This is a genomic window from Anoxybacillus sp. TBDG-1 (assembly GCF_054815885.1).
In genome coordinates this window covers 19182-45021 of sequence record NZ_JBTZSY010000020.1, presented here as the reverse complement: position 1 = coordinate 45021, position 25840 = coordinate 19182, and the positions used below count along the sequence as shown (strand labels likewise).

Annotated in this window: 27 protein-coding genes; 12 read left to right on the top strand and 15 right to left on the bottom strand. The window is 41.0% G+C overall.

Features of this window, described 5'->3' with window-relative positions; all coding sequences use genetic code 11:
• Nucleotides 1-271: 271 nt before the first annotated feature.
• Both ACYQY7_RS07835 and ACYQY7_RS07830 read left to right on the top strand, forming a co-directional pair.
• Nucleotides 272-1333: a nitric oxide synthase oxygenase gene (locus ACYQY7_RS07835; protein WP_461201506.1), complete on the top strand. Its 1062-nt coding sequence runs from the start codon at nucleotides 272-274 to the stop codon at nucleotides 1331-1333.
• Nucleotides 1334-1449: 116 nt separating this feature from the next.
• A complete protein-coding gene (locus tag ACYQY7_RS07830; protein WP_461201505.1) occupies nucleotides 1450-2931 on the top strand; it encodes a methyl-accepting chemotaxis protein in 1482 nt (493 codons plus the stop codon).
• Nucleotides 2932-3007: 76 nt separating this feature from the next.
• On the opposite strand, the gene ACYQY7_RS07825 is transcribed toward ACYQY7_RS07830, so the two are convergent.
• From ACYQY7_RS07825 to ACYQY7_RS07815, 3 genes are all read right to left on the bottom strand, one after another.
• Nucleotides 3008-4906 (bottom strand): protoglobin domain-containing protein, encoded by a 1899-nt coding sequence (locus ACYQY7_RS07825; RefSeq protein ID WP_461201504.1) that lies wholly within the window; start codon nucleotides 4904-4906, stop codon nucleotides 3008-3010.
• 16 nt (nucleotides 4907-4922) lie between these two features.
• A complete protein-coding gene (locus ACYQY7_RS07820) occupies nucleotides 4923-7049 on the bottom strand; it encodes a putative bifunctional diguanylate cyclase/phosphodiesterase (protein ID WP_461201503.1) in 2127 nt (708 codons plus the stop codon).
• Between the two features lie 170 nt (nucleotides 7050-7219).
• Complete coding sequence (locus ACYQY7_RS07815) at nucleotides 7220-7669, bottom strand: C40 family peptidase (protein ID WP_461201502.1); 450 nt, start codon at nucleotides 7667-7669, stop codon at nucleotides 7220-7222.
• A gap of 225 nt (nucleotides 7670-7894) precedes the next feature.
• On the opposite strand from ACYQY7_RS07815, the gene ACYQY7_RS07810 reads away from it, so the two are divergent.
• Nucleotides 7895-8584: a TerC family protein gene (locus ACYQY7_RS07810; RefSeq protein WP_461201501.1), complete on the top strand. Its 690-nt coding sequence runs from the start codon at nucleotides 7895-7897 to the stop codon at nucleotides 8582-8584.
• Between the two features lie 127 nt (nucleotides 8585-8711).
• On the opposite strand, the gene cdr is transcribed toward ACYQY7_RS07810, so the two are convergent.
• Nucleotides 8712-11144 (bottom strand): CoA-disulfide reductase, encoded by a 2433-nt coding sequence (gene cdr, locus ACYQY7_RS07805; RefSeq protein WP_461201500.1) that lies wholly within the window; start codon nucleotides 11142-11144, stop codon nucleotides 8712-8714.
• Nucleotides 11145-11322: 178 nt separating this feature from the next.
• Here cdr and ACYQY7_RS07800 point away from each other — a divergent pair, with 178 nt between their 5' ends.
• The 4 genes from ACYQY7_RS07800 (at nucleotide 11323) to ACYQY7_RS07785 (ending at nucleotide 14528) form a co-directional block, all read left to right on the top strand.
• Nucleotides 11323-12039 (top strand): arginase family protein, encoded by a 717-nt coding sequence (locus ACYQY7_RS07800; RefSeq protein WP_461201499.1) that lies wholly within the window; start codon nucleotides 11323-11325, stop codon nucleotides 12037-12039.
• 97 nt (nucleotides 12040-12136) lie between these two features.
• Entirely contained in the window at nucleotides 12137-12367 is a 231-nt protein-coding gene (locus ACYQY7_RS07795; protein ID WP_006321986.1) for a FeoA family protein, read from the top strand.
• Nucleotides 12364-14367 (top strand): ferrous iron transport protein B, encoded by a 2004-nt coding sequence (gene feoB / locus ACYQY7_RS07790; protein WP_461201498.1) that lies wholly within the window; start codon nucleotides 12364-12366, stop codon nucleotides 14365-14367. Before ACYQY7_RS07795 ends, feoB begins: the two co-directional genes overlap by 4 nt.
• A gap of 14 nt (nucleotides 14368-14381) precedes the next feature.
• A complete protein-coding gene (locus ACYQY7_RS07785; protein ID WP_461201497.1) occupies nucleotides 14382-14528 on the top strand; it encodes a FeoB-associated Cys-rich membrane protein in 147 nt (48 codons plus the stop codon).
• Nucleotides 14529-14544: 16 nt separating this feature from the next.
• Here ACYQY7_RS07785 and ACYQY7_RS07780 read toward each other — a convergent pair whose 3' ends face one another.
• The gene (locus ACYQY7_RS07780) at nucleotides 14545-14823 is read right to left on the bottom strand and encodes an acylphosphatase (RefSeq protein WP_461201496.1); all 279 of its coding nucleotides are present in this window, start codon (nucleotides 14821-14823) and stop codon (nucleotides 14545-14547) included.
• 114 nt (nucleotides 14824-14937) lie between these two features.
• Here ACYQY7_RS07780 and ACYQY7_RS07775 point away from each other — a divergent pair, with 114 nt between their 5' ends.
• Nucleotides 14938-15669 carry a DUF4397 domain-containing protein gene (locus ACYQY7_RS07775; RefSeq protein ID WP_216367535.1) on the top strand — a complete coding sequence of 244 codons (732 nt, stop codon included), beginning with the start codon at nucleotides 14938-14940 and terminating at the stop codon, nucleotides 15667-15669.
• Nucleotides 15670-15694: 25 nt separating this feature from the next.
• Here the strand turns inward: ACYQY7_RS07775 and ACYQY7_RS07770 are convergent, their stop codons facing one another.
• Genes ACYQY7_RS07770 through ACYQY7_RS07740 form a run of 7 tightly spaced genes read right to left on the bottom strand, consistent with a single transcriptional unit; the run spans nucleotide 15695 to nucleotide 21167 of the window.
• Nucleotides 15695-16192, bottom strand: a complete 498-nt coding sequence (locus ACYQY7_RS07770) for an NAD(P)-dependent oxidoreductase (protein WP_461201495.1) — start codon at nucleotides 16190-16192, stop codon at nucleotides 15695-15697.
• A 4-nt stretch (nucleotides 16193-16196) separates the two neighbouring features.
• Nucleotides 16197-16904: a sirohydrochlorin chelatase gene (locus ACYQY7_RS07765; RefSeq protein ID WP_461201494.1), complete on the bottom strand. Its 708-nt coding sequence runs from the start codon at nucleotides 16902-16904 to the stop codon at nucleotides 16197-16199.
• Between the two features lie 4 nt (nucleotides 16905-16908).
• On the bottom strand, nucleotides 16909-17682 hold the full coding sequence (gene cobA / locus ACYQY7_RS07760; RefSeq protein WP_461201493.1) for a uroporphyrinogen-III C-methyltransferase: 774 nt from the start codon (nucleotides 17680-17682) through the stop codon (nucleotides 16909-16911).
• A gap of 9 nt (nucleotides 17683-17691) precedes the next feature.
• Entirely contained in the window at nucleotides 17692-18279 is a 588-nt protein-coding gene (gene cysC / locus ACYQY7_RS07755) for an adenylyl-sulfate kinase (protein WP_461201492.1), read from the bottom strand.
• The gene (sat, locus tag ACYQY7_RS07750; RefSeq protein ID WP_461201491.1) at nucleotides 18276-19355 is read right to left on the bottom strand and encodes a sulfate adenylyltransferase; all 1080 of its coding nucleotides are present in this window, start codon (nucleotides 19353-19355) and stop codon (nucleotides 18276-18278) included. Before sat ends, cysC begins: the two co-directional genes overlap by 4 nt.
• Before the next feature lie 44 nt (nucleotides 19356-19399).
• The gene (locus tag ACYQY7_RS07745) at nucleotides 19400-20446 is read right to left on the bottom strand and encodes an inorganic phosphate transporter (protein ID WP_461201490.1); all 1047 of its coding nucleotides are present in this window, start codon (nucleotides 20444-20446) and stop codon (nucleotides 19400-19402) included.
• A gap of 13 nt (nucleotides 20447-20459) precedes the next feature.
• Entirely contained in the window at nucleotides 20460-21167 is a 708-nt protein-coding gene (locus tag ACYQY7_RS07740; protein WP_461201489.1) for a phosphoadenylyl-sulfate reductase, read from the bottom strand.
• A 183-nt stretch (nucleotides 21168-21350) separates the two neighbouring features.
• On the opposite strand from ACYQY7_RS07740, the gene ACYQY7_RS07735 reads away from it, so the two are divergent.
• A complete protein-coding gene (locus tag ACYQY7_RS07735; RefSeq protein WP_461201488.1) occupies nucleotides 21351-22328 on the top strand; it encodes an HD-GYP domain-containing protein in 978 nt (325 codons plus the stop codon).
• Here the strand turns inward: ACYQY7_RS07735 and ACYQY7_RS07730 are convergent.
• Nucleotides 22323-22541, bottom strand: coding sequence for a DUF1128 domain-containing protein (locus ACYQY7_RS07730; RefSeq protein WP_032101018.1), 219 nt, complete (start codon nucleotides 22539-22541; stop codon nucleotides 22323-22325). The two genes, ACYQY7_RS07735 and ACYQY7_RS07730, sit on opposite strands and share 6 nt — an antisense overlap.
• A gap of 57 nt (nucleotides 22542-22598) precedes the next feature.
• Here ACYQY7_RS07730 and ACYQY7_RS07725 point away from each other — a divergent pair, with 57 nt between their 5' ends.
• The 3 genes from ACYQY7_RS07725 to ACYQY7_RS07715 are packed head-to-tail and all read left to right on the top strand — an operon-like array spanning nucleotide 22599 to nucleotide 24199.
• Nucleotides 22599-23069 (top strand): low molecular weight protein-tyrosine-phosphatase, encoded by a 471-nt coding sequence (locus ACYQY7_RS07725; protein ID WP_461201487.1) that lies wholly within the window; start codon nucleotides 22599-22601, stop codon nucleotides 23067-23069.
• A gap of 12 nt (nucleotides 23070-23081) precedes the next feature.
• Nucleotides 23082-23345 (top strand): glycine/betaine ABC transporter substrate-binding protein, encoded by a 264-nt coding sequence (locus ACYQY7_RS07720; RefSeq protein WP_461201486.1) that lies wholly within the window; start codon nucleotides 23082-23084, stop codon nucleotides 23343-23345.
• 20 nt (nucleotides 23346-23365) lie between these two features.
• On the top strand, nucleotides 23366-24199 hold the full coding sequence (locus ACYQY7_RS07715; protein WP_461201509.1) for a YihY/virulence factor BrkB family protein: 834 nt from the start codon (nucleotides 23366-23368) through the stop codon (nucleotides 24197-24199).
• Nucleotides 24200-24405: 206 nt separating this feature from the next.
• On the opposite strand, the gene ACYQY7_RS07710 is transcribed toward ACYQY7_RS07715, so the two are convergent.
• Together ACYQY7_RS07710 and ACYQY7_RS07705 are read right to left on the bottom strand one after the other, a co-directional pair.
• Nucleotides 24406-24552 (bottom strand): BH0509 family protein, encoded by a 147-nt coding sequence (locus tag ACYQY7_RS07710; protein WP_032101078.1) that lies wholly within the window; start codon nucleotides 24550-24552, stop codon nucleotides 24406-24408.
• Between the two features lie 65 nt (nucleotides 24553-24617).
• On the bottom strand, nucleotides 24618-25790 hold the full coding sequence (locus ACYQY7_RS07705; protein ID WP_461201485.1) for an MFS transporter: 1173 nt from the start codon (nucleotides 25788-25790) through the stop codon (nucleotides 24618-24620).
• Nucleotides 25791-25840: the final 50 nt, after the last annotated feature.

Genomic DNA, 25840 nt, shown 5'->3' with positions numbered 1-25840 from the left:
ATATAGAGTTTTATGGATTTTCACAAAAATATTTTAACAGTTACTAACCTCCTTTTTTGTGAGAAATTAGAAAGGGAAACAGCTGTGTGGGCATGTCGAGTGTTTAGGAGAGGCTTTGTTTCGTTTAGTGGTAAAGATGAAGAGCGTTCCCCGACATCTATTATACATGATGAGAATGAAGAGAGGAACACGAAAACGTATGCTCTTTCTTTTCATTTCCTCGATGGATGATGTATTGTATAAGAAGATACGAACATGGAGTGATGGACATATGTTGTGGAAAGAGGCGAAACAATTTATTACGTTATGCTATCAAGAACTAGGAAAAAGCAATAATGACATACATGAACGTTTACAACAAATCAAGCGAGAGATTGAACAAACGGGAACGTATGAACATACGTATGAAGAGCTTGAACATGGAGCGCGCATGGCATGGCGCAACAGCAATCGTTGCATCGGACGTTTATTTTGGCAAACGCTTCATGTGTTCGATGCCCGTAAGATGGAGCGGGAAGAAGATATTGCTGAGCGACTGTTTGATCACATTGAATTTGCGACAAACGGTGGGAAAATTCGTCCGACTATTACTATTTTTCGTCCTAAATGTGTTCGCATTTGGAATCATCAGTTAATTCGTTATGCCGGTTATGAAACAGAGCATGGAGTCATTGGAGACTCATCATCCATCTCGTTTACGAAAGCGTGTGAACAGTTAGGGTGGAGAGGGGAACGGACGCATTTTGACATTTTACCTCTCGTCATCCAAGTAGATGGTCGCGAGCCGAAGTTGTTTCCAATTCCGAAACATATTGTATTAGAAGTGCCGATTGAACATCCAACGTTTTCATGGTTTCGTGATTTACAGTTAAAATGGTATGCGGTGCCGATTATTTCAGATATGTACTTAGAAATCGGAGGCATACGTTATACAGCAGCTCCGTTTAACGGCTGGTACATGGGAACAGAAATTGGTGCGCGCAATTTTGCCGATGATTACCGTTATAACATGCTTCCGAAAATTGCGTCATGCATGGGTCTTGATACATCGAGAAATAGCACGCTATGGAAAGATCAAGCGCTTGTTGAATTAAATGTAGCTGTTTTACATTCGTATAAAAAAGCAGGGGTTAGCATCGTTGATCACCATACGGCAGCTCAACAGTTTAATCGGTTCGAACAGCAAGAACAAGAAGCGGGAAGGAAAGTAACAGGCAGTTGGACGTGGCTCATTCCTCCACTTTCTCCTGCAACGACGCACGTTTTTCACCAATATTATGATAATACAATAGTTAAACCAAATTATTTTTACCAACAACGTCTGTATGAATGACACCGCTATTAACGCGGTGTTTTTATATGAATATATTCCTAATTTTCAGAATAATATTTACTACTTCCTTATTTTTTTGATATAGTTATAGAAAAAAGGAGAAGGAGGAGGCTCGAGTGGATTTTATTGAGCAGCTTAAAATCGAAGAAATGAGAAAGAAAAATTTTTTCTTGTTTCTGATTTACACATTTAGTGCAGTAACAGGTGTGATCGGTCTCATTTTCATCGGGGAGAAAATGGAGAAAATTTTTATTTATGGTGGAAGTCTTGCGCTAAATGTGCTTGTTTATACCGTGTTAAGAAAGATGAAAAAGTACGAGCATATCTACCCATATTTTATTATTTTTATATTATTTTCTGCGACATTAGCCAGTTTATTTACGACAGGGGGAAGTTTAGGAACGATTGCGCTCGCTTTTTGTTTAGTTGTATTATCCGTATTGCATTTAAATCGTACGTTGTTTATAACAGGACTTTTGCTTGGAATTATCATTTTAGTTGTCGGTGCGCTTGTTCCTTCTTCTTTTCAGCAAGTGTTTCAAAAAACAGGACATACCGTTTTTATTGTTTATGTGATGATAGGTATCGCGCTTTCTGTTTTGTTGCATTTAAGTCGTAAGCAGTTTCATCAGCTTGTTGAGCATGTTGGACAGACACATGAAGAAAAAGAAAAGCAAAGTGCAAGAAGGTATGAGCTTGAACAACAATTAAGACACATTATTGAAAATGTGGAACATATTCATCAAAAGGTGCTTCAAAATGTGCAAGCACAAGAAGAAATGAAAGAAGCGATTCGCCAAGCTGCGGTGGCAGGTCAAGCACAAAGCGAACAAGTTATTGATATTCATGATGAGGTAGCGGAAGCGAAAGCGATGAGTGAGCAGATTTACGAGACTTCTAAACAATTAAAAGAGCACTCATCGCAATCAAGCGAAATGGCACAGGCGGGTATACAGAAAATGCATCTTTTATTAACACATACAGAAAAATTTCACGAGGCGATTCATGCGACGAGAACGACATTACATGCGTTAACAAGTAAAATTGCCAATACAAATGAGTTAACGAAACAAATTAACCAAATTACAAACCAGACGAATTTATTGGCTTTAAATGCGACGATTGAGGCAGCGAGAGCAGGGGAGTATGGAAAAGGATTTGCGGTTGTTGCTGAAGAAATTCGAAAGCTCGCTGTGTTAACGGAAGAAACGACGCAACACATCGTTCGTAATTTAGCGGAAGTCAATGAAAGCAACAATGAATTGTTAGAGAGAATGAATGAAACGAGTGAACAATTGACGAAAAATGAAACGTTGACAGATGAAGTGAATGTGTATTTTGAAAAATTGTATCAGTCGTTAAACCATTTGCAAGAACAATTATCTTACTTTTTTATTATTAGCGAAAAGCTAGAGAAACAAGGAGAAAAAATGAATCGTTCCATCAGTGATTTTTCTGTCTTTATTCAGCAGTCGAGCGCATCGCTTGAAGAAGTAAGTGCGACGGTTGAACATTTAAAAGATGCAAATGAAAAAATGGCGGCATATGTAACAGAAACTGCCCACCGTGCCGCAATGATTCAACAACAAATGATATGATATGAAAGGAAAAGCACCCAATGTTTAGAGGTAAAAAATTGGGGGTGCTTTTCCTTTTTTATTATAATATTTATGTTTATGCTAATCGTTCTCTCGTTTCGAGAAAATCGTCCCACATTGTAAGGAACAAGTCGATCAATTTCGGATCGAATTGTTTTCCGCGACCATCAAGTAAAATTTCTTTTACTTTCTCTGGTGGGAACGCGTCCTTGTAAATGCGTTTGGACAACAACGCATCGAACACATCAACAATGGCGACAATTCGTCCTTCTAGCGGAATTTCCTCTCCTTTTAATCCGTTTGGATATCCTTGTCCATTCCACCATTCATGATGGGTTTGAGCGATGTTCGCTGCCATTTGAATGACTGGTAAATCGAGGTTGGCTAAAATTTGATGACCGATGAGCACGTGCGTCTTCATCGATTCCCATTCTTCTTTCGTTAGTTTCCCTGGTTTGTTTAAGATGTAATCAGGAATACCTACTTTTCCAATGTCATGAAACTTAGCGGCAACTTGAATGTTCGTAACAAATTGTTCATCACATCCAGCCAACCGAGCAAGCATGCTTGAAAGAATGCCAATACGATGCACGTGATTTTTCGTATCGTCATCGCGATATTCAGCAAGCTGAAGCAATCGTTCTAGCGTATCAAACATGACTTTTGCTTCTTTCGTAACGTCTTGAATGATGAGAAGGGCACGCGACAGCTCAAAAATTTTGTTTTGTGGCAAAAGCCGAACTTTATAATAGTGTGGTCTGTTTTCATTTTCAAATGTCACAAGTACTGGCTCCGTTTTTTCTTCTAATGCTGGACAGCTTGAGCAAGGTACGGTACGTTGGTGAAAAAGCTCATAACATCGTCGACCGATTGGATGTTCTTCCTTTATGCCCATTGTGTGCAATAATCGTTTTGTTTTTTCATCGATCCATGTAATACGACCAAAGTCAATCGTACTAATTTCATAAGCATAAATATCAAGAAAGTCGAAATCACGCAAAAATAAGTATGGTCGAGTAATTTCTTGCATAATCGCAAGCGTAAATTTAGAAAACCGTTCGAACGAGTGAATATATTGCACAACATACGGATCATGCAAATATTCTTTTGTTAAAAACACTTGTTTTACCGCTTCGTAAATAGATTCTGTCGTAATATGAAAAAAACTTTCGTGATATTTTTGATCAATAATTAGTCGACTCCAGTCGCGAATAATGCGAAAGTACGCCTCCATCTCATAATAAATTTTTTCTTGAAAAAATTGTAGTAAAAAGTTTTTGACGTAATTGAAAAACTTTTCGCTTTCAAAAGAGCTGTACGAGTAATCTTCCCGAAACCGTTGGGAAAACGATTGGCGAAACGCATCCATAATTGCATCTACACGAAACGAAATATAGCCGCTAAATTGATCAAGATGTTGCAAATCTTGTTCTGTAAATCCGTTTACTTGTTGTAGTTTATACAACTCGTAACGAAGCGGATGTGCTGCTTTTTCAATTTCAGCCATTTCATATGCTTCAAGAGTAAGCTGCATATCAAATGAAAACAACGCATGAATAGCTAATAAAATGTTGATCGCCTCATTCGGTAAAACAGGGGACACATGTTTATAAATAATGTCGACGTATTTCGTATACGTAGCCAAATACCATTTCAAATCAAGTCCAATTTTAGAATGTACTTTGCCGATATTGTACCGCTTTTGAATATACTCGTCATCAATGACCCCGGCAAAACATTCATTCAAATATGTGATTTGTGTTTTTTTCAACCGTCTTAATGTCGAATGTTCTTCAATTAATTTGCGTAAAGAAGGGATAGATAATATCTCTTTATATAAATCTTCTACAATTCCTTTGACTAACGGTTGTAATACATCGCGATGATTATAAATAGATTGTAGCTTTTCTTCTGTTACCCCCGTGTAACTTAGCTGTTGTAGTCGCTTTTGGTCTGTTACGCGTATATGTTTCATCCCCCAAGTACTCCCCTTATCGTATATGAGCTGTTTGTAACTGTTTTACCACTTGTTCAAACGGAACAGGTGGGCTAAAGAAATAGCCTTGCATTTTGTCGCAATGAGTCGATTGTAAAAACGACACGTGTCGATCTGTTTCTACTCCTTCAGCGACGATATGCAAATGCAAACGATGGGCAAGTGCGATAATCGCTTCTGTTAATTTTGCGGTATATTCGTTTGTGGTGACTTCGAAAATAAACGACTTGTCAATTTTGAGCGTATCGACAGAAATATGGCGCAAATAACCGATTGATGAATAGCCGCTTCCGAAATCGTCAATTGCGATGCGAATGCCCATTTGTTTTAATGCACGAATTGTTTCAATGACCTGTTTTTCATCGCTTAAAGCGATATTTTCTGTAATTTCTAGTTCAATATAGTGCGGCTGTAAACATGTTTGTTCTAATAATTGTTGTACAAAAGAAAGAAACTGCTCGTTTTTTAACTGACGAAGCGATAAGTTAATGCTCACATATATGTGGGACGTGCCTTGTTCATGCAGCCGTTTTAAATCTAATACAGCGGTTCGGAAAATATATTCTCCAAGCGGAATAATAAAACCGTCTTCCTCAGCAATGCTAATAAATTCATGTGGTGGAATAAACCCGAGCTCCTCATCTTTCCAGCGGGCGAGCGCTTCTATGCCAACGAGCCGATTTTGTTTCATATCGATAATTGGTTGGTAATATACAGAAATAGCACGTTGCCCTAACGCAGCGTGTAGTCGTTGACGAATGAGCGATTTTCGCATCCGTTCTTTTTCAAACGTTGGATCGTACATCGCCCATTGATTTTTCCCTTTTTTCTTTGCTTCATACATCGCCATATCCGCATGTTGAATCAATGTCATTTCATCTTCCCCATCTGTTGGATATATGCTTATGCCGAGACTTGTTGTAATAAACAACTCTTTTTGACGAATAAAAAAAGGTTCACCTAGTATATGGATCATTTGTTGTGCCACTTGCTCAAACGAAGGAACATCAGCAACAATAACTGCAAATTCATCGCCTCCAAGCCGGGCGACAAAATGGTCGTGTAAATGAGTTAAACGTTTAGCGACAGATTGTAATAAAAGATCACCGGCCGCATGTCCGAGTGAATCATTAATGTTTTTAAAGTTATCTAAGTCAAGAAAAAAAAGCGCCACCGTTTCGTTTTTTTGTTTCGCTATTTCGAGTCGCTCACGAAGCGTATCAATAAAATAGCGTCGGTTTGGTAAATTTGTTAGTTCATCGAATAACGCTTGTTTTCTCAGCCGTTCTTGACTTTTAGCGAGCGCTTGTTCAGCGCGCTCTCTTGCCAAGAACGGTTCTTTAAATGATGCTAAGTATAAACCGTGTAAAAAGTAAGAAAAGCCGATTACTTTATATACGTGTCCGAATATGTTTAACACATCATAAACGTTACGGTATAACGTAAAAATAAGCTCGCTTAAAAATAAAAAGATGAAACCAGCAATGACATCAAGCGTTGGTGCTAATCGTTTTTCTTTATAGTGGCGGATGAGTAAAACGATTGTTATCATGTTTAATATTGTGATGATATACTCGACTCCATTTTTAAAGGAAGTTGTCCCTACTCCTTCAATTACAAGTGGAGGAAGAGTGTCGGCAATATGCACGATACTTACCGATACAAGTCCAACATATAACAAAGGAGCGATGAAACCGAGCAGCTTCTCTTTTTCTTGAATCGGTCCGTCAGGAAGCAAAAAAGCGAGCAATAAAAATACTGCTTGCGTCATGCGGGCAGCTAGCCAAAAAGAAGTTGCTAGTTGAACGGAACTGTCAGCAATGATAATGCCCGGCATTTGTTTATATGTAAGCGTATGCAATAAGTCGAGAAAAGCAACGGCTAAAAATGTTGTCGCAATACGTAAACGACGGCGTGACAATGCTTGTGGAAATGAAATCCATCCTTGAAACGCGATGGCCATGGCGACTGTAATGCTAAAAAACTCAAGTAATGTATGAAGTGATAAAAAGTGGTTTCGTTCAAATGTTAGTAATAGCGACGAGCGAAACAGTAAGATGGTTAAAAAACATATAACGGCAAGAATACTGATCGTCATCGTTCGCTTTTCTTTTTTTGTCATCGATGTTATGTCCCTCCATCATCCCCATGTTACATACATTATATATCGGAAAAATGGAAGAGGAAATGAAAAAATAATGAAAAAAAAAGCAGGGGATGTCCCCTGCTTTTTGTCGAGAGCAAGCACTTCGCGTCGAAAAAGACGTTCGGCATGAAGTGCTTGCCTTCGCTTTATAAACGTTTCGCTCCAACAAAACGTTGTTTCCAATAAGTTTGATGAATAGAGTCTATTTTGACTCCTTTTGATGATGTCGCATGAATCATACGACCATTGCCAATATAAATGGCAACATGGGAGATCCCTTTATGTTTCGATGTTTTGAAGAATAGTAAATCTCCCGGTGCTAGTTGGTTGAGAGAGATAGACTTTCCGAATCCATACATCGCACTAGAAGAGTGCGGGAGTGAAACACCTACTTTTTTATATGTATAGCTAACAAAACCAGAGCAATCGAATCCTTTTGGTGTTGTTCCTCCTGCACGGTACGGTGTACCAATCACTTTATGCGCTTCAGCGATGAGCGTATTGGCTGAGAACGCAGCTTCTGTTTTGAAAGGGGTTGCAAAAAAGGTGAAACATAGCAACATAAAGAGAGCGGTAGTGGCTAGAGCTTTTTTCATTTTTTGAACCTCCAAAAGACTTGTACCGTTGACGAAAACATTATAGCAAAAAAGATGTCGAAAAATTGTTACATAGCCATTAAATTATGTTACAAATACATTACAACGGTCGGTTTTTGTAAAAATAAAGAGAGAATTTAACATATATGTCGGAACAGAAAAGTTGAATGTAGACGAGCTTCACGATAAGATAAGGGAGAAGTACGTTGAAAAGGGAGAACTCAAATGGGTGATTGGATCATTTCATCAGAAGCGCTACTTGCTTTGTTAAAAATTATTGCTATTGACATTATTCTTTCTGGAGATAACGCGATTGTGATTGCGATGGCTACACGTCGATTACCGGAAAAACAACGCAATCGCGCTATTATATTCGGTACGGCTGGGGCGGTCATTTTGCGTGTTTTGTTTGCTGCGGTGGTTGTCTTTTTATTGCAAATCCCATTTGTTCATTTTTTTGGGGGGTTATTGCTCCTTTGGATCGCCTATAAAGTGTTGGTCAATGAGGAGGAAGAAGCGAACATACAAGCTGCCGATCGTTTATGGAAGGCAATCTGGACAATTATCATAGCCGATGCTGTCATGAGTTTAGATAACGTCGTGGCAATTGCCGGAGCATCAGGGGGGCATATCGGCATGATCGCTTTCGGCGTTGCAATCAGTATTCCGATTATGATTTTTGGGTCGAAGGCGATTGTGTTGGCGATGGAGAAGTATAAATGGATTCCTTATGTTGGATCAGGTATTTTAGCGTGGACAGCGGGGGAGATGTTATTAAAGGATGAACAAATAAAAAAATGGATGACTTTTTCCAAAGATTCACAATCACTCGTATTCCTTATTGTTGTGACAGCTTCTATTTTACTAGCGGGATATGTAAAAAATAAAAAAATAGATAAACAAAAAATTGCATAAAAATTTTATGAACATATGTATAAAACAAAAAAGAACGGTCATAATGAATAATGCTAAGTGTATTCCCCCGATCCCCCTGTGAATATACTTGAAAGGGCTATCTCCGTAGCGAGATAGCCCGATTTTTTTAAATAAACAAGTTTAATCCTGCTTCTTCTGCATCACCTAAATATGTGGCGACACCGCCCACTTCGATTCCATCGATTAATTCCTCTTTTTTAATGCCCATAATGTCCATTGACATCGAGCAGGCGACAAGTTTAACTCCTGCAGCCATGGCATTTTTCATTAATGTTTCAATGTCATCTACATGTTTCTTTTCCATGACGTATTGAATCATTTTTGATCCCATGCCTGCCATGTTCATTTTTGATAACGGGAGGTCATGGACACCTTTTGGCATCATCATGCCGAACATTTTCTCAAGCATATCTTTTTGTACAGGAGGTGCATCTTTTTTTCGTAAAATATTGAGCCCCCAGAATGTAAAGAACATCGTTACTTTTTTACCCATTGCAGCAGCCCCTGATGCGATAATAAATGATGCGATCGCTTTATCTAAATCCCCGCTAAACACAACGAGCGTTGCACCGTCTTTTTTCGGTTCTTTTACAGTCGGTGTTTGTGTTCCTTTTTGAATGTAGGCAATAAACATTTTATTTTCAAAAGTCGTTTTTAACAGCGTATTACCTGTTTTTTTGCACCATGATTGAATATCGCGCGCAAAGCCTGGATCCGTCGCTTTCACTTCTAGTACATCTCCGTCTTTTAGCTGTTCCATCGTTTGATATACTTTCATAATTGGTCCAGGGCATTGGAGTCCGCATGCATCTAATGTTGTTGTTGCTCGAACATTCATCGTATCGACACGCTCCACTTGTTTTTCTTCTTTCTCTGTTTGATGTTGTTCATATTCGTTGTAAACAGCAGCGTATGTTTTATATCCGCCATCTAAGTTTTTCACGCGGAAGCCATGTTGAGTTAATATGCGTGCTGCTAAATAACCGCGTAATCCCACTTGGCAATAAACGTAGACCGTTTCATCTTTAGGCAACTCATGAAGTCGTTTGCGTAATTGTCCGAGCGGAATGTTGATTGAGCCCGAAATAAATCCCATGTCGCGTTCCATTTCTTCACGAACGTCAACGAGACATGCTCCGCTTTTCACTAATGCATTGACTTCATGCCATTGAATCGTTTCAACCATATCTTCAATGATGTTTGTTGCGACATAACCAGCCATATTTACTGGGTCTTTAGCAGATGAATATGGCGGTGCGTACGCTAATTCTAAATCTGGTAAGTCAAATACAGTCATTCCGCCTTTGATTGCTGTCGCAATGACGTCAATTCGTTTATCGACACCGTCATAACCAACTGCTTGTGCTCCGAATATGCGACCTGTTTGTCGATCAAATAATAGTTTTAGCGCAATCGGAAATGCACCGGGATAATAGCTTGCATGTGAATTTGGATGAATGTGCAACGCTTCATATTGTATGCCGAGACGTTGTAACGTTTTTTCATTGTTTCCTGTTGCCGCTACCGTCATGTCAAATACTTTCGCGATCGCTGTGCCGAGCGTTCCTTTGTAGCGTACGTTTCGACCGTTAATATGATCCGCAACAATTCGTCCTTGCCGATTTGCTGGCCATGCGAGCGGAATGTGAGTCGGTTTGCCGTTAACATAGTCCATCACTTCGATCGCATCGCCAATGGCATAAATCGATGGATCAGATGTTTGTAAATATTCATTGACTTGAATGCCTCCACGTTCCCCAATAGCTAGTCCTGCTTGTTTAGCTAGTTCATTTTCTGACTTTACGCCAATCGCTAAGACGATCATGTCCGTTTCGATCGTTGTTCCACTTTGCAAGCGAACGATTTTTCCTTGCTTTTGAAATGCCGCGACACCATCTTCTAAAATGAGACGTACGCCTTTATCTCTTATATGTTGATGAAGAATTGCCGCCATTTCGTAGTCGACAGGCGCCATAATTTGTTTCGCCATTTCAACAAGCGTCACGTCTATGCCGCGTTCCCATAAGTTTTCGGACATTTCCACACCGATAAACCCACCACCGATGACGACCGCTTTTTTCGGTTTCTTTTCATCTACATATGCTTTGATCCGATCTGTATCTGGAATGTTGCGCAATGTAAATAAATCGTTCGCTTCTTCAATACCTGGGATGTTTGGTTTTATTGGGCTTGCCCCTGGCGATAAAACGAGATAATCATAGTTTTCTTCATACGTTTTTTCGGTTGGCAAATGTTTTACAGTTACCGTTTTACGTTCACGGTTAATGGCAATGACTTCGCTTTGAATACGAATGTCAAGATTAAATTTTTCTGCCATTCCTTCAACCGTTTGTACAAGCAAAGCATCACGCTCTACAATTGCACCGCCGATATAATATGGAAGACCACAGTTTGCAAATGAAATATATTCTCCACGTTCAAACATTACGATTTCTGCTTGTTCATCTAAACGACGTAAGCGGGCAGCTGTCGTTGCGCCACCAGCTACGCCACCAACAATGACAATTTTTTTGCTCATATTGATCAACCTCCTTGTAATGTGAATTGTATCACAATAAAAATTATAGACAAAGGGGTATATGTATATGTTTATGAAAAATATGTGAAAGTTTTCACGTTATAGCATGATTGTATGTTCACTAAAGACGCTTGTATAATTTTGTTGAAGAAAAAACTTGCACAAGGGTGGGGAAAGCATGCATCCAAGTGTAACGTTTTTAAACTTCGATAACACGTATACGTGGCAACGAAATCTTCTCCGTTTTCCTCATGAATGGATCGATATGTATGACATCGAAGGAACAAATTTATATTGTGATGACCATGCGATGCAGGAAATTGAAAAAAGACTTGCACGTCGCCATACGAGAGGGATGACGTTGATCGGAAGTGGCAACTATCATTATGTTTCATACGTATTGCTTAAGCAATTTCATGAGCCGTTTACACTCGTATTGTTTGATCATCATACCGACATGAATGAACAAACGCTGTTTCCGCTTCTGTCATGTGGCTCATGGGTATCGTATGCTCAAAAAAACGTTCCGACATTAAAACACGTTGTCATTATCGGTTCAACAAATTCATACGTATCTTCACATGTCACGACTTTTCCAAAAAATGATATGATGTATGCGCCAATGACAATTGTGCGCGCCATTCCAACAAAACATGTATACATTAGCATAGATAAAGATGTGCTTCGCCCACAAGATGCACAAACAAACTGGGATCAAGGGACGATGTCGCTACAGATGCTTTTGACTTACATCGACTATCTTTTCCGATTCAAGCATGTGCTCGGTGTGGATGTATGCGGTGAAGACCGAACATTTTGTGTGAAAAATGAACAAGCAAACGAAGCGATTATACGTGCATGTTTCAAACATATGCCGATATCATCTGCATCGTAACATTTTGTGAACACAATAAAAAAAGATAGATGTTTTTATTTGCTCGTACTATAATGGTTAATGAAAAAGGTTATCATTATTAATTGGGGGATTACGTATGGTTGCGATGACACAATTACGTGTTGGGGAACGCGCAAAAATTGTTGATTTATCGCGAGTAAGCGATTTAGTAAAAAGAAGATTGCTAGATATGGGGGTCACAGAAGGGGCAGAAATTTGTTTGAAATGTACGATGCCCCTTGGTGGACCATTTATGATTGAAAATTGCGGACAATGCGTCGGCATTCGTCGTCATGAGGCGATGAACATTCAGGTGAAGCCGCTATGATGCATATTGCACTTGTGGGCAACCCAAATACAGGGAAAACATCGTTGTTTAATCAGTTAACCGGGACGTACGAGTATGTGGGAAACTGGAGCGGCGTTACCGTTGAAAAAAAAGTAGGTGTTTTGCGCAACAAGCAAGCCAAAGTAATCGATTTGCCTGGTGTATATTCGCTCCATCCACTTTCTCGTGATGAGAGAGTTGTGACGCAATTTTTATTGACAGAGTCATTCGATAAAATTTTAAATATTGTCGATGCATCACAACTAGAACGAAATTTATTGTTAACTGTTCAGCTTTTAGAATTCGGTAAACCGCTAGCGATTGCTTTAAATATGGTTGATGTAGCAGAAAGAAGAGGGATCTTCATCGATCAAACAAAATTAGCTACAATGTTGCGCGTACCTGTTGTTTCTGTCGTTGCTCGAACGGGAAAAGGATGTAATGAAGTAGAGCGCACGCTGCTTGAAAAAGTGGCAGGGCAAACGGAGCCTCTTACTCTTTTTTATGGTGGGGCGATGGAACGAGCAATTGAACGCTTTCGTGCCGCATGGGGAACGGAGGAGAAATTTCCTGTCCGTTGGTTAGCGATTCAGTTTTATGAAGGGAATAGCTACGTTCGTGATTACGTAGCAGAAAAGTTGCCAGAGGCTACATGGCGCTCATTATATGAACAAGCAGAAAAAGAAGTGCAACAAGCAGAACAAATGTCGCTTGCTCAGCTCATTTATGAACGGCGTCGTTCGTTTGTAAAAGAAATCATCGGGCAATCTGTACAGCGCAAAGAAATCGAACGGGTGACGTTGACGGAACGTATTGATGCTGTTGTCACAAATAAATATGTCGGCATTCCCATTTTTTTATTGGCGATGTATGTTTTATTTCAGCTGACGTTCGACTGGCTTGGAGCGCCGCTTTCTGACTTGCTTGATGCCTTTTTCGCTGGGCCGTTAACCGATTCGATGACAGCGATGTTAGAAGCGATCGGCGCTTCTGAATTCATTCGCGCCCTTATCGTCGATGGCATTATCGCAGGGGTAGGTGGCGTGCTTGTATTTGTTCCGCAAATTTTCATTTTATTTTTCTTCATTTCTTTCTTAGAAGATTCAGGGTATATGGCGCGCGTAGCGCTTGTCATGGATCGATTAATGGAAGCAGTTGGATTGAACGGAAAAGCTTTTATCCCGCTTATTATCGGATTTGGTTGTAATGTTCCGGGCGTCATGGCGGCACGGACGATTGAGCAACCACGGGAGCGGCTTGTGACGACGTTGTTAACGCCACTTATGTCTTGTTCGGCACGTTTGCCGGTATATGCTTTATTTGTCGGGGCGTTTTTCGCGACACATCAAGCTATTGTCGTTCTTTCTTTATATGTTCTAGGCATTTTACTTGCGCTTATACTTGCAAAACTTTTTTCGTTAACGATTTTAAAAGAAGAAACATCGGTATTTGTCGTGGAATTGCCACCATATCGTATGCCACAATGGCAAGCATTATGGCGTAGTACGTGGGATAAAGGAAAAGGATTTGTGAAAAAAGCAGGGACGTTCATTTTCGGGGGTTCTGTTGCCATTTGGTTATTGTCTTATGTCGGTCCACATGGCGTCAATGTAAACATGGACGATAGTTTTTTAGCGGTGATTGGCAGCGTGCTTGCACCGTTGCTTGCTCCGCTTGGATTTGGTACGTGGCAAGCTGGTGCTGCGTTATTAACCGGATTTCTAGCAAAAGAAGTCGTTGTGTCAACGATGAACATTATTTATCACGTGCCGGATGTTGAATCGCTTCAAGGACTCATGGCGTCGCACTTTACCGCCCTATCCGCATTTAGTTTTATGGCATTTGTCTTATTATATGTTCCATGTTTAGCAACTGTTGCGACGATTTATAAAGAAACACGTTCACGAAAATGGACGATGTTTTCGATTGGTTATGCGCTAGTTTTAGCATATATCGTTTCGTTTGTCATTTACCAAGCCGGAAGCTTATTCGGCTTCTAAAGGAAGGGATATACATGATCGCAAATGTTGTCATCGGATCAATCATTTTCGGATATGCAGGGTGGACGATTTTCCGCTTTATTCAAAAAAGTAAACGAGGCACATGCGCTGCTTGCTCAGTCAAGGGGGCATGCGGCACAAGTTGTCATGAAAAAAGCTGACCAAAGTCAGCTTTTTTCAATACATAATGCGAAAGGTCGTTTCATGAGGGACGGTAGGAATGGCGTATTGTTCTATGCGTTCCACATACGCAAACGGAGGTCCTTGTTTTATTTGATCAACAAACGCTTCAACCTTTTCCACTTCCCCTTGTACTTCCATTTCGATCATATGATCGGCCTCGCAATTTTTTACCCAACCGGTCAAACCTCGTCTTCTTGCTTCATATTGGGCAAAGTAGCGAAACCCTACACCTTGTACCCGACCGTGCGCAACAACGGAATAACGAACGATCATTTGTTTATCTCCTTCGCAAAAAAATTTTCTATAAAAATCATACAACAGCCTACCTTGTATTGCATACGTTGAATACGTAAAAAAGATTTATGAGGAGGAACTGTTGTGAATGAAATGGATCGCTACATTCAAAAAGCTGTGATGTATGATTTGTTAGCGCGTTATTATCAATATAAAGATCGTGATCAATATGAAAAGTATATGCGAAAACATATGGAGTATGTGGAAAAAATCGTGAAGTCACGCGAGGAAGAGAGGGTTGATGACGCTGGACGCATTCGCGTATTTCATGCCTCGCCAAATGCTCCTGCGGTTGATGTATATGTTAATGGGCAAAAAATATTACGCAATATGAAATATAAACAACTAAGCCAATATATGAAAGTGCCAAAAGGAGAGCATCGCATCGACGTGTATCCAGCAGGACATACGACGTCTCCAGTTCTTAGTCAAACAATTCAAGTCTTGCCGAAAATGACGTATACGCTTGCGGTAATTGGTGACGTACATCGCTTGCAACTTCTTTCTATTCTCGACGAACCATATGCGCCGTACGGAAAAGCGAAAGTGCGTTTTGCTCATTTTTCGCCAGATGCGCCAGCAGTAGATATTGCGCTACGTGGTGGGGATGTATTGTTCCAAAATGCTTCATTTGGAAAGGTGACGAATTATATTGAAGCGCCAGTTAACGAAAAATTGCATGTTGATGTGAGGGTAGCAGGGACAAATCAAGTCGTTTTATCGATTCCCAATGTACGCTTCCAACCGAATAAGTCTTATACGGTCGTTGCCGTCGGTTACGTATCCCGCACTCCTTCATTAGAGGTGCTAGTATTAGAGTCATAAACAAAAAGAGCTTTGATCGAAATGGTCAAGGCTCTTTTCGCTTTTGGCGTTGTTTATATAATTCTTCGACATGTTGAGCGATCGATTCATCAAATTGTTGTTCAAGTTGTTTTTTGATTTGTTTCGCAAATGCAGGGCTTGCTCCTCCTGTTGTGATGGCAATTTGTAATTTCCCTCTTGAAAAAAAAGTAGGTACATGAACGTTGCCGATAAGATGATTGCTTGCCACATTGACAAGCTGGTTCGGTGATGCATAGGTAGCGATTTGTTCATTAACGTTCGGATCGTTCGTTGCGGCAATAATGAAAAAAGCATCGGCATAGTCGCTCGGTTCAATCGAACGTGCATGCCATGTAATTCGTTTTTGTTCGGCTAAATGAACAATGGCATCGATCGCTTTTGGGCTAATGACGGTAATGCAAGCCCCTTCATCAAGAAGAGGGAGGAGACGGCGATACGCAATTTGTCCGCCACCGGCAATGACAACTTTTTTTCTTTCCATTCGGATGAAAAGGGGGAACATACGCCTACCTCCATTCTTTTACTTGCTTTTCAACGAGACGGTCTAATACGTCATACGTCCGAATCGGGGGATATAATGTAAACGATACGTCGCTCGTTTGTTGTGATTGAAGCGTTTCATGAATATAGTCAAGCAGCTGCCCGAAAAATAAAATGTATGGGACAACAGCCACTTGTTTGTGCTTCGCTGCTTTTGCAAGCGAAGTGACAACATCAGAAAAGGAAGGAGAAGCAGCTGCTAAATAACATGGATAGACGGGTATGTTTGTTTCATGTTGCAGTAGATGAGCAATTTGTTTAAAATCTGCTTGCGCGTCTATGTCGCTGCTCCCACGGCCAACGAGCACGATCGCATCAGCATGTTCGATTGTTTTCGATATGGCAGAAACGATATGACGTTGTACACCGAACGGTTTTCCATATGTAATCGTTACAGAAGGAAACATCTCTTTTGCTTTTTCTAACTCATATGGAATGTCTCGTTTCGCGTGGTTAGCCGACAATAGTAAGAGCGGAATGGCATAAATGGTCGTTGCTCCGTCGCGAACACAACGTTCCACTCCTGCGACAATATTCGGTTCACACAATTCTAAAAAGCATATGTGTTGAATAGGGATTGAAATGGAAGAAGAGAGGCGTTCGACGAAAGCGATCGCCTCTTTTTGCCCTTCGGCTGAACGACTTCCATGACAAATATATAATACAGCTTTCATAATGTTACCTCATTCCATGTGCCATTTTTTCCTCTAACATTGTTTCGAACCATTGTAGCTGTTCATGTAGCCGGACAACTTCCCCGACAATGATGATACTCGGATTCGAGATACAGTTTTTTCTTACAGCATCCGCAATCGTATGTAACGTCGCTACGATCGTTTTTTGCTCGGGAAGCGTTCCCCACTGGATGACGGCAACAGGGGTTTGTGGCTGTCTGCCGTACAACTGTAATTGTTTACAAATGAATGGGAGATGTTTCACGCCCATATAAATGACGAGCGTATCGACTCCCTTTGCTAAATGCTCCCATTGTACCGCATCTGTTGCATCGAGTCGGCGATGACCTGTGACAAATGCAACGCTTCCGCTAAAATCGCGATGAGTGACAGGAATTCCCGCATATGCTGAAACAGCGATCCCAGATGTCACTCCGGGAACGATTTCAAAAGGGATGTCGTGTTTCATAAGCGCTTGTGCTTCTTCACCACCACGTCCAAATAGAAAAGGATCGCCGCCTTTTAATCTTGTTACGATTTTACCTTTTTTTGCATACTTCACTAAAAAATGATGAATCGTTTCTTGTTTCATTGTATGGTAATTTGGTAGCTTTCCGCAATAAATTAAATCGGCATCACGTTTCGCAAACGATAAAAGCTGTTCGTTAATCAGGCGGTCATATAAAATGACATCTGCTTGTTGAATACATCTTAATCCTTTTACCGTAATAAGCTCAGGATCTCCAGGACCAGCACCGACTAAATATACTTTCCCCATTGTCTCCACCTAAATCCATTGTTTATTTTTTAAGTAAGAAATGATTTGTTGAACGCATTTGTCAATTGAATGTTGATCCGTATCAACGACAAGCTCTGGCGAAAGCGGTGGTTCATATGGTGAATCGATGCCGGTGAAATCGCGAATTTCGCCATTGCGCGCTTTTTTATACAATCCTTTTGGGTCGCGTTGTTCGCACGTTTCAAGTGGACAGCGGACATAAATTTCAACAAATTCATCTTGTTCGAGTTTATTACGAACGAGTTGGCGATCTTGGCGGAAAGGAGAAATAAAAGCCGTAAGCACGATTTGACCGCTGTCTACAAACAATTTCGCGACTTCGCCAATGCGGCGAATGTTTTCAGTGCGATCTTCGGCTGAAAAGCCCAAATCGCTATTTAAACCGTGACGCACGTTATCACCATCAAGCACGTAACATTGAATGTTTTGTTCAAATAATGTTTTCGCGACCGCGTTTGCTAATGTGGACTTCCCAGAACCTGACAATCCTGTAAACCAAAGAACGAAGCTATGATGTTTATTTTTTTTTCGTCGCTCTTCTTTTGTTACACTTTCTTGATGCCAAACGATATTCATGACCGTCCCCCTCCGACTGTTTGCAATCCATCCATCAGCACGCGCACGACTTCTGGGCGGCTGAATGTGCTTGGTGGCATTTCACCGGCGCGTAGCATTTCTCGTACTTTTGTGCCGGAAAGAACGACGTGGGCTGTCGCATCATGCGGGCACGTTTTTGTTGACGCCATCGCTTCGCATTTTGTGCAGTAAAAGCTATGCTCGAAAAAGAGAGGAGTAATGCCGAGTTCTTCGTTTGTAAACTGCAAGAAAATTTTTTGGGCATCGTATGTCCCATAATAGTTGCCAACTCCCGCATGGTCACGTCCGACAATAAAGTGTGTGCAGCCGAAGTTTTTGCGGACAAGCGCGTGGAAAATGGCTTCACGTGGCCCAGCATAGCGCATGGCGGCTGTAAATACTCCAAGAAAAACGCGATCTTTCGGATAATAATGCTCAAGCAACACTTGATAGCTTTTTAAACGAATGTCCGCAGGGATGTCGTCTTCTTTCGTTTCGCCAACGAGCGGATTTAAATAAAGACCATCGACGATTTCAAGCGCGCATTTTTGAATGTATTCGTGGGCACGGTGAACCGGATTGCGCGTTTGAAACCCGACGACTGTTTTCCAGCCAAGTTCCGCAAATCGTTGTTTCGTTTCTTTAGGGGGGAAAAAGAACGGCGAAAAGATTCCCTTGCTTGTTTGGCGCACAAGCATGACTGGTCCAGCGATATATACATCCGGTTTTTCAAACAATTTTTTTACGCCAGGGTGTGCCAAATCTTCCGTCTGGTACACAAGAAGCGCTTCTTTTCGTTTATCTGGTCGATATATATCTTGCACCTCCATTGTGCCGTATACCGTTTGGTCATACACGAGTTCGACTTCGTCTCCGAGCGATAGTTGTTTCGCTTGTTGTTCGGTTACCGCAAGCGTAATCGGAATGCTCCATATAGCCCCATTTGTCAGCCGCATCGTTTCGACAACCGACTCATAATCATCTTTTCCTAAAAAGCCAGTGAGAGGTTCATATCCGCCGATGGCAAGTAATTCAAGGTCACTTAACTCCGCTTTACTTAATACGATTTGTTTCATGTTTAATACCCCCTAAACTTATTATTCTTATAAAACAACTAGGATTAAATGCCGCCGCCATGCTCGTGAAACGAACGACGTTCCTCTGTAATCGTCTTTTTTAAGCTAATTGTGCCGAGTGTGGCAAGGCAAACGCTAACGATTGCAATCGCTGTATAAATATCGCTATGAAGCAATAATGTAATTAGGCTATATGAAACAGCTAATGCAAAAATAGGCGAGACTACCCATACTTTTAGCACTTGAATAACAATTTGCTTTTGCCAAATGGAAAAGCCGCTTTTCGTTGTGCCGATACCGATAATAGCTGATGTCGTAATTTGTGTTAGTGGAACAGGAAGACCAAAAAGAGATGAAACGATAACAAGCGTTGCCCCGATTCCTGAAATAATGCACCCTTCAAGTTGAGAGAACGTCGTAATTTTTTTCCCGTTCGTCTCTAACACGCGGCTGCCAAGTAAAAGCGCCCCAAGTGCAACGAACAATCCACCAAAGATGATCCCATGTTGGACGGATAGTAAACCCGCTCCAACGAGAGGACCGACCGCGTTGGCGACATTGTTCATTCCGGCTGAAAACGCCTCGAAAAATCCAGCAATAATAAGCAAAAAGCCGACCCATTTGTTTTGTTTTACTGTTTTTCCTTTTAGCCATCTGCTAATGAAAAAAGCGAAAGAAAACGCAGCAAGCGGTGTAATGAGCCAAAACGATACAATCCATAGAAGTTTGCCAACATATACGCTTTGATACGCAATGCCTGCGCCAACGACCGCCCCAACGGTAATTTCACTTGTCGATAATGGAATACCGAGCACGTTGGCAGCAAACAACGAAATCGTTGCCGCTGCTAAGACGATGACAACAAGTTCTGTTTGTAAAATAGATGGGGGAACAATGCCAGAACCGATCGTCTTCACAACTTCACCGCCGCTTAAACTGCCGAGGAAAATGGCGACGGCGCATATGAGTAAAGCAATTTTTTTATTTGATAATGCACCTGAGCCGTAAGCCGCCCCCATTGTGGCAGCGGCTCCACTTCCTCCAATGTTCATCGCAAAGAAAAAAGCGATGATAAAAGCAATTGTAACCAAACCGCTCCCTCCTTCACGACTCGTGCAAGCCGCATTCTGTTTTTCCTAGCCCAGCCCATCGACCAGAACGTAAATCTTCTTCTGTATAGGCAGGGGCTGTACATGGGGCACAGCCGATGCTTGGATATCCGCGATCATGAAGTGGATTGTAGGAAAGATTGTGGCGATGCACATAACGCCATACGTCTTTCCATGTCCAATGAATAAGTGGGCAAACTTTAATGTTGTGAAACTTTTTATCGCGATTAATAAATTCAACATGTTGTCGCCTTGGCGATTGCTCGCGACGCAGTCCGGAGATCCACGCCTTTTTTCCTATCATCGCTTCTCGTAGCGGAACAATTTTTCTTAGTTCACAGCATTTGTTCGGGTCTCTTTTCCAAAGTTCTGCACCGAATTGTTTTTCTTGTTCTGCAAGTGATAAAGACGGTGTTTGTAAATGAATGCGCAAGCGTGGGTACGCTTCTTTGACTCGTTCGATCGTTTCATACGTTTCAGAAAAATGTAAGTTTGTATCGAGAAACACAATTTCAGCATCGTCACGCACTTGAGAAATAAGATCGATTAACACGATCCCTTCAATACCGAAACTACATGCATACAAAAGGTCATCGCCGTAATGGTCATAAGCCCATGTAAGCACATGTAGTGCCCCTTTTTCATTATTATTGATTGGAAAAGTCGGTTTTTGGACCTCGCCCCACGTTTCATACGTAATCATGTCTCATCTCCCTTTCTTATTCGTCGCCCTTTCTGTTTGATTGTTTTAAATTTTAACACAATTCAAGCGAATGTCAATCCTAGTTTTTCTATCGGAATTTATTTTTTAAAAAACGTCATGGCAAACGAAAAAAAACATGATTATACTGTTTGTATGGGAGATGTCGAAAGGAGTGGAGTATGTTTGCGGCTCATTTTATTAGAAGACTACGATGAGCGAACGATGGAATTGGCACGTCCGATTTATGATCGCCATCGTCGTGTATTACTGGCAGCAGGAAGAAAAATTCATCCAAAATATGTCGAAAGACTAAAACAAATGGACATTCGTTACGTATTCGTAGAAGACGCAGTATCGGAAGGGATCACGTTGGAAGAGCTGCTTGATATGCCATCGTGGATGGACGCGATTGAAGTTGTTCAACAAGCGTTTGATGCTGTACGAAAGGGCGAAGAATTACCGCTTCGTTCGTTGTTTAAGCTAGCGGTAAAGCTCGTTGATGAAGTGAAAAAAAGAAAAGTATTAGCGGTCATTCCAGCGACATCGCTTGCAATGGAGGCGCAACCGTACGGTCATGCAGTCAACGTTGCATTATTGTCATTGCAGCTAGGGAAGAAGCTGAATTTCAACGATTTGCAATTGCGTGACGTAGCGATGGGAGCGTTGTTTCATGACATTGGAAAAGAAATAGAAGGCGAAGAGCATCATACAGTAAAAGGCTTTGAATATTTGCGAAAAGAGCGGGAAATGAGTTTATTGTGCGCGCATATGGCGTATCAACATCACGAGTATGCGGACGGCTCAGGTACGCCGCGCGGATTGAAGGAAGCAAATATTCATTTGTACGCTCAAATTTGCGCGATTGCCAACGAATATGAAAATTTAATTTCTTCCGAATTTGTGCCGCCGCATGAAGCGCTTGAAATTATTATGGCGCGGAGTGGTAATCGGTACAGCCAACAGCTTGTGCGGCTGTTTGTTGATACGATCCCTGCTTATTTGCCAGGAACAACAGTGAAAATGAGCGACGGAAGAAACGCCATTGTGACAAAAATTATCGAGCATATGCAACGTCCATATATACGATATATGGATACGCATGAAGAAATTTCGCTGGCAGATCATCCGTCGCTACTTATTGTAGGGGAGGCGATGTTATAATTTTTTTCGCAAGTTCCCAAGCTCTTCAGCGATCGCTTGCATTTCGCTTGGACTAAATGATTGCTTTCTCATCACCATATCATATATATCTTTTAATTCATCGTATAGTTGTTCATCAAAGTGGTCTGGTTTAATGGCATCAAAATTTAATACTTTTAGCTTTTCTTTTATTTGCTCGATCATTTGTTCAACGGATAAATGCACATTCGTCATCCTTTCATGAGTGATTTCGTTCATTGTATCATTGTTTTATATGTGAGGTGAAGTGAAATGATTCGCGTATTATTCGTTTGTTTAGGAAATATTTGTCGTTCTCCGATGGCAGAAGCTGTATTTCGTCATCTTGTAAAACAAGAGGGGCTGGATCATGTCATTTCTGTTGATTCGGCAGGAACAGGCAATTGGCATGTGGGTAAACCACCACATCATGGGACTCAGCGCATTTTAACGGAAAAACAAATTGATTTTACAGGGTTAAAAGCACGTCAAATTTCAAAAGAAGATTTTCATACATTTGATTATATTATTGGCATGGATAGCAACAATATCGCTCATCTTCGTCGTCTTGTCGGCGATCAGTCGCAAGCTATAATTGCCCGTTTTATGGATTTTGTGCCAAACCGTCGTGTAGACGATGTCCCTGATCCGTACTTTACAGGAAATTTTGAAGAAGTGTACGAATTAGTAGAGGAAGGGTGTAAACATATATTAGAACGCATAAAACGAGATCATTCGTTGTAAGGAGGCATGGCGATGGGAAAGGGGAAATGGCTTGCATTAGCAGGCATAGCTTTGTTGTTAGCGGATAAAAAAACAAGACAATTTGTTAAAGAAACGTGTCGTGAGTGGATGGATAGCGTAGAAGAAATAAAGGGGACCGTTCATCAAACGAGACAACATGTGGACGAAATGATGAATGATTTGCAGTTTATTGTGAATAAACTAAGTGAAGTAAAAGAAACAACACCGCAAGTGATGGAGTGGATCGGGGAGCTGATTCGCAAACGCTCTACATAAGGGGCGAGGTGGTGAGAAAGATGATTATTAGCTTTTCTGTTGTTCGCGAGCTAATGAAACGGTTTGATGAAGATGAAGTTTTTGATTTATCCGCTGAGTTGGCATATTTCTTTTTACTTTCTTTATTTCCATTTTTACTGTTTCTGTTGACATTTTTATCGTATTTGCCGATTCCGCATGAAGATGTGATCGCTTTTTTAAGTCAATATGCTCCGAGCGAAACAGCACATTTAATCGAAACAAATGTGAAACAGCTAATGGAGTCGCAAAGCGGAAAATGGTTGTCCTTTAGCGTTCTTGCGACCGTGTGGGCTGCATCGAACGGTATGTCAGCGATTATTCGCGCCTTAAACCGTGCATACGATGTGAAAGAAACGCGTTCCTTTCTCGTTGCGCGGGGCATTTCGATTTTGCTTACATTTGCGATGGTTTTTGTCATTATTATTGCGCTTGTTTTCCCTGTATTCGGAAAAATGATCGGTACGTTTCTTTTTTCAGCGTTTGGACTTTCGGACGTTTTTTTACGCATATGGGAAACGATTCGGTGGTTTGTTAGCTTTGTCATTTTATTTTTTGTTTTTTCTGTGTTATACGTTTTTGCGCCGAGCAAATATGTTCGTTTTCGCGACGTATGGAGTGGCGCGCTGTTTGCGACGGTCGGTTGGATGATCGTCTCGCTTGCTTTTTCATACTATGTGAACCAATTTGGTAACTACTCTGCCATGTATGGCAGCCTCGGCGGCATTATTGCATTGATGGTTTGGTTTTATTTGTCCGGCATGATGATTGTATTAGGCGGGGAGTTAAATGCCATTTTTTGTTGTAAACGAGAAGGAAACATGCGCATACGGTAGTCATTTCCTCACATAAAAAAAGTTGTGCAAACCATATTAAAAGGGAAGGCGGTTATGAAGGGGGCATATACGTGACGAAAAAAACGAAAAAAGACGGCGGGACAAAACAAAAAGGAAAAAGCCGTCCGAAACATAAAACGAGCAGTAGCGCAAACGGACAAAACGGATACCATTAAAAAGAAGAGGGATGTGTTGCACATCCCTCTTTATTCTGCGATTTCTTCGTAATGGTAGTATGTTTGGTTGTAAATATGCTCGATTTCTGCATCTGTCATGTAGATGAGTTGTTCTTGATTAAAGCTGCGCAATTTTGTAATAAATTCAATCATATTTTTTCTTTCTTCTCTGCTCATTATGGTCGCTCTCCCTTCTGTTTTAAAACAGTTTATTTTGTTTATTTGTATTATATAACAGAGGGTTAAAAAACGTCAATGTTTTTTTCATGTTTTTTTGAAAAATATTTTGAAAATTTTGTGAACGGACGTTGGGCAAATAATAAAACAAGTAAAAGACAGCTAATGCTAATGAAAAATAGTTGGTCTTGATGTTGTAGTACAATACCGCCGATGGCAGGACCACATATGCAGCCAACGCTATATAGCATTCCGCACAAAATGTTGCCGACAGGAAGAAGTGATTTTGGCAATAAGTCTGTCATATACGCCATACCGAGTGAAAAAAGCGAACCGACAAACATGCCAGCGATCAAAAAGGTTGTGGTCAATTGCACAGGGGAAGTAAACCACTGTGCAATCATAAAACAAATGGCTCCAATGGTTAACGAAACGACAATGATCGTTTTTCGTGAAAAACGATCGCTTAACGTGCCGAGCGGAAGTTGAAAAGCGATCCCGCCAAGCGCAAACGCTGGAAGCATCATGGCGACCGTCTCAACGTTTAAGCCGTGTCGCAACGCATAGATAGGAAACATGCTATGAAGTGATGCCTCTAAAAAGCCATAGCCAAACGGCAACAACAATGCAGGCCACGCTTGTTTCCAAGCATGAAAAAAGCGCACTGCTCCAATTTTCTCGGTCTCGCTCGTTTGTGGATACGTATGTGGTAGGGAAAATAATAATATCCATCCACATAAGCTAAGCAATGATGAAACGATAAACGGTAACGCCTCGTGCATGTGAACGAGCGGAACGAGAAGCGGTCCGATCATAAAGCCGACACCAAAAGATAAACCATACAACGAAATGTTGCGACCGCGTCGATGAATAGGAGAGGCATATGTAATCCACGTTTGCGAACCGAAATGAACAATATGATCGCCAATTCCGATGAACAAACGAAGGACAAACCAAAACAATAGGGATGATGAAATCGGAAACGTTGCTAAAGAAACGATGACGATTGCCCCGCCGATCATCATGAAACGTTTAAAGCCGTAGCGACGAAGCGGACGTTCTAAAAACGGAGAAACGATCAGAACTCCGATATACATTGCTGTCGCATGTATGCCACTAAGTGAGGAATGTACACCGCTCTGCTCGAAAATGATAGAAATAAGCGGCAACAATAGTCCTTGGGAAAGACCTGAAATCATGACGATGCTAACTAAAATAAAAAAATGACGTCGTTGCATAGTGTCCTCCTGTAATATATTCACTATGTTCGATATTAAAGCGTTTCATA

Excerpts from the sequence above, each read along its gene's own strand:
- ACYQY7_RS07835 (WP_461201506.1), top strand. The coding sequence starts at position 272 with ATGTTGTGGAAAGAGGCGAAACAATTTATTACGTTATGCTATCAAGAA.
- ACYQY7_RS07825 (WP_461201504.1), bottom strand. The coding sequence starts at position 4,906 with ATGAAACATATACGCGTAACAGACCAAAAGCGACTACAACAGCTAAGT.
- ACYQY7_RS07820 (WP_461201503.1), bottom strand. The coding sequence starts at position 7,049 with ATGACAAAAAAAGAAAAGCGAACGATGACGATCAGTATTCTTGCCGTT.
- ACYQY7_RS07815 (WP_461201502.1), bottom strand. The coding sequence starts at position 7,669 with ATGAAAAAAGCTCTAGCCACTACCGCTCTCTTTATGTTGCTATGTTTC.
- ACYQY7_RS07810 (WP_461201501.1), top strand. The coding sequence starts at position 7,895 with ATGGGTGATTGGATCATTTCATCAGAAGCGCTACTTGCTTTGTTAAAA.
- cdr (WP_461201500.1), bottom strand. The coding sequence starts at position 11,144 with ATGAGCAAAAAAATTGTCATTGTTGGTGGCGTAGCTGGTGGCGCAACG.
- ACYQY7_RS07800 (WP_461201499.1), top strand. The coding sequence starts at position 11,323 with ATGCATCCAAGTGTAACGTTTTTAAACTTCGATAACACGTATACGTGG.
- ACYQY7_RS07795 (WP_006321986.1), top strand. The coding sequence starts at position 12,137 with ATGGTTGCGATGACACAATTACGTGTTGGGGAACGCGCAAAAATTGTT.
- feoB (WP_461201498.1), top strand. The coding sequence starts at position 12,364 with ATGATGCATATTGCACTTGTGGGCAACCCAAATACAGGGAAAACATCG.
- ACYQY7_RS07785 (WP_461201497.1), top strand. The coding sequence starts at position 14,382 with ATGATCGCAAATGTTGTCATCGGATCAATCATTTTCGGATATGCAGGG.
- ACYQY7_RS07780 (WP_461201496.1), bottom strand. The coding sequence starts at position 14,823 with ATGATCGTTCGTTATTCCGTTGTTGCGCACGGTCGGGTACAAGGTGTA.
- ACYQY7_RS07775 (WP_216367535.1), top strand. The coding sequence starts at position 14,938 with ATGGATCGCTACATTCAAAAAGCTGTGATGTATGATTTGTTAGCGCGT.
- ACYQY7_RS07770 (WP_461201495.1), bottom strand. The coding sequence starts at position 16,192 with ATGTTCCCCCTTTTCATCCGAATGGAAAGAAAAAAAGTTGTCATTGCC.
- ACYQY7_RS07765 (WP_461201494.1), bottom strand. The coding sequence starts at position 16,904 with ATGAAAGCTGTATTATATATTTGTCATGGAAGTCGTTCAGCCGAAGGG.
- cobA (WP_461201493.1), bottom strand. The coding sequence starts at position 17,682 with ATGGGGAAAGTATATTTAGTCGGTGCTGGTCCTGGAGATCCTGAGCTT.
- cysC (WP_461201492.1), bottom strand. The coding sequence starts at position 18,279 with ATGAATATCGTTTGGCATCAAGAAAGTGTAACAAAAGAAGAGCGACGA.
- sat (WP_461201491.1), bottom strand. The coding sequence starts at position 19,355 with ATGAAACAAATCGTATTAAGTAAAGCGGAGTTAAGTGACCTTGAATTA.
- ACYQY7_RS07740 (WP_461201489.1), bottom strand. The coding sequence starts at position 21,167 with ATGATTACGTATGAAACGTGGGGCGAGGTCCAAAAACCGACTTTTCCA.
- ACYQY7_RS07730 (WP_032101018.1), bottom strand. The coding sequence starts at position 22,541 with ATGACGAATGTGCATTTATCCGTTGAACAAATGATCGAGCAAATAAAA.
- ACYQY7_RS07725 (WP_461201487.1), top strand. The coding sequence starts at position 22,599 with ATGATTCGCGTATTATTCGTTTGTTTAGGAAATATTTGTCGTTCTCCG.
- ACYQY7_RS07720 (WP_461201486.1), top strand. The coding sequence starts at position 23,082 with ATGGGAAAGGGGAAATGGCTTGCATTAGCAGGCATAGCTTTGTTGTTA.
- ACYQY7_RS07715 (WP_461201509.1), top strand. The coding sequence starts at position 23,366 with ATGATTATTAGCTTTTCTGTTGTTCGCGAGCTAATGAAACGGTTTGAT.
- ACYQY7_RS07710 (WP_032101078.1), bottom strand. The coding sequence starts at position 24,552 with ATGAGCAGAGAAGAAAGAAAAAATATGATTGAATTTATTACAAAATTG.
- ACYQY7_RS07705 (WP_461201485.1), bottom strand. The coding sequence starts at position 25,790 with ATGCAACGACGTCATTTTTTTATTTTAGTTAGCATCGTCATGATTTCA.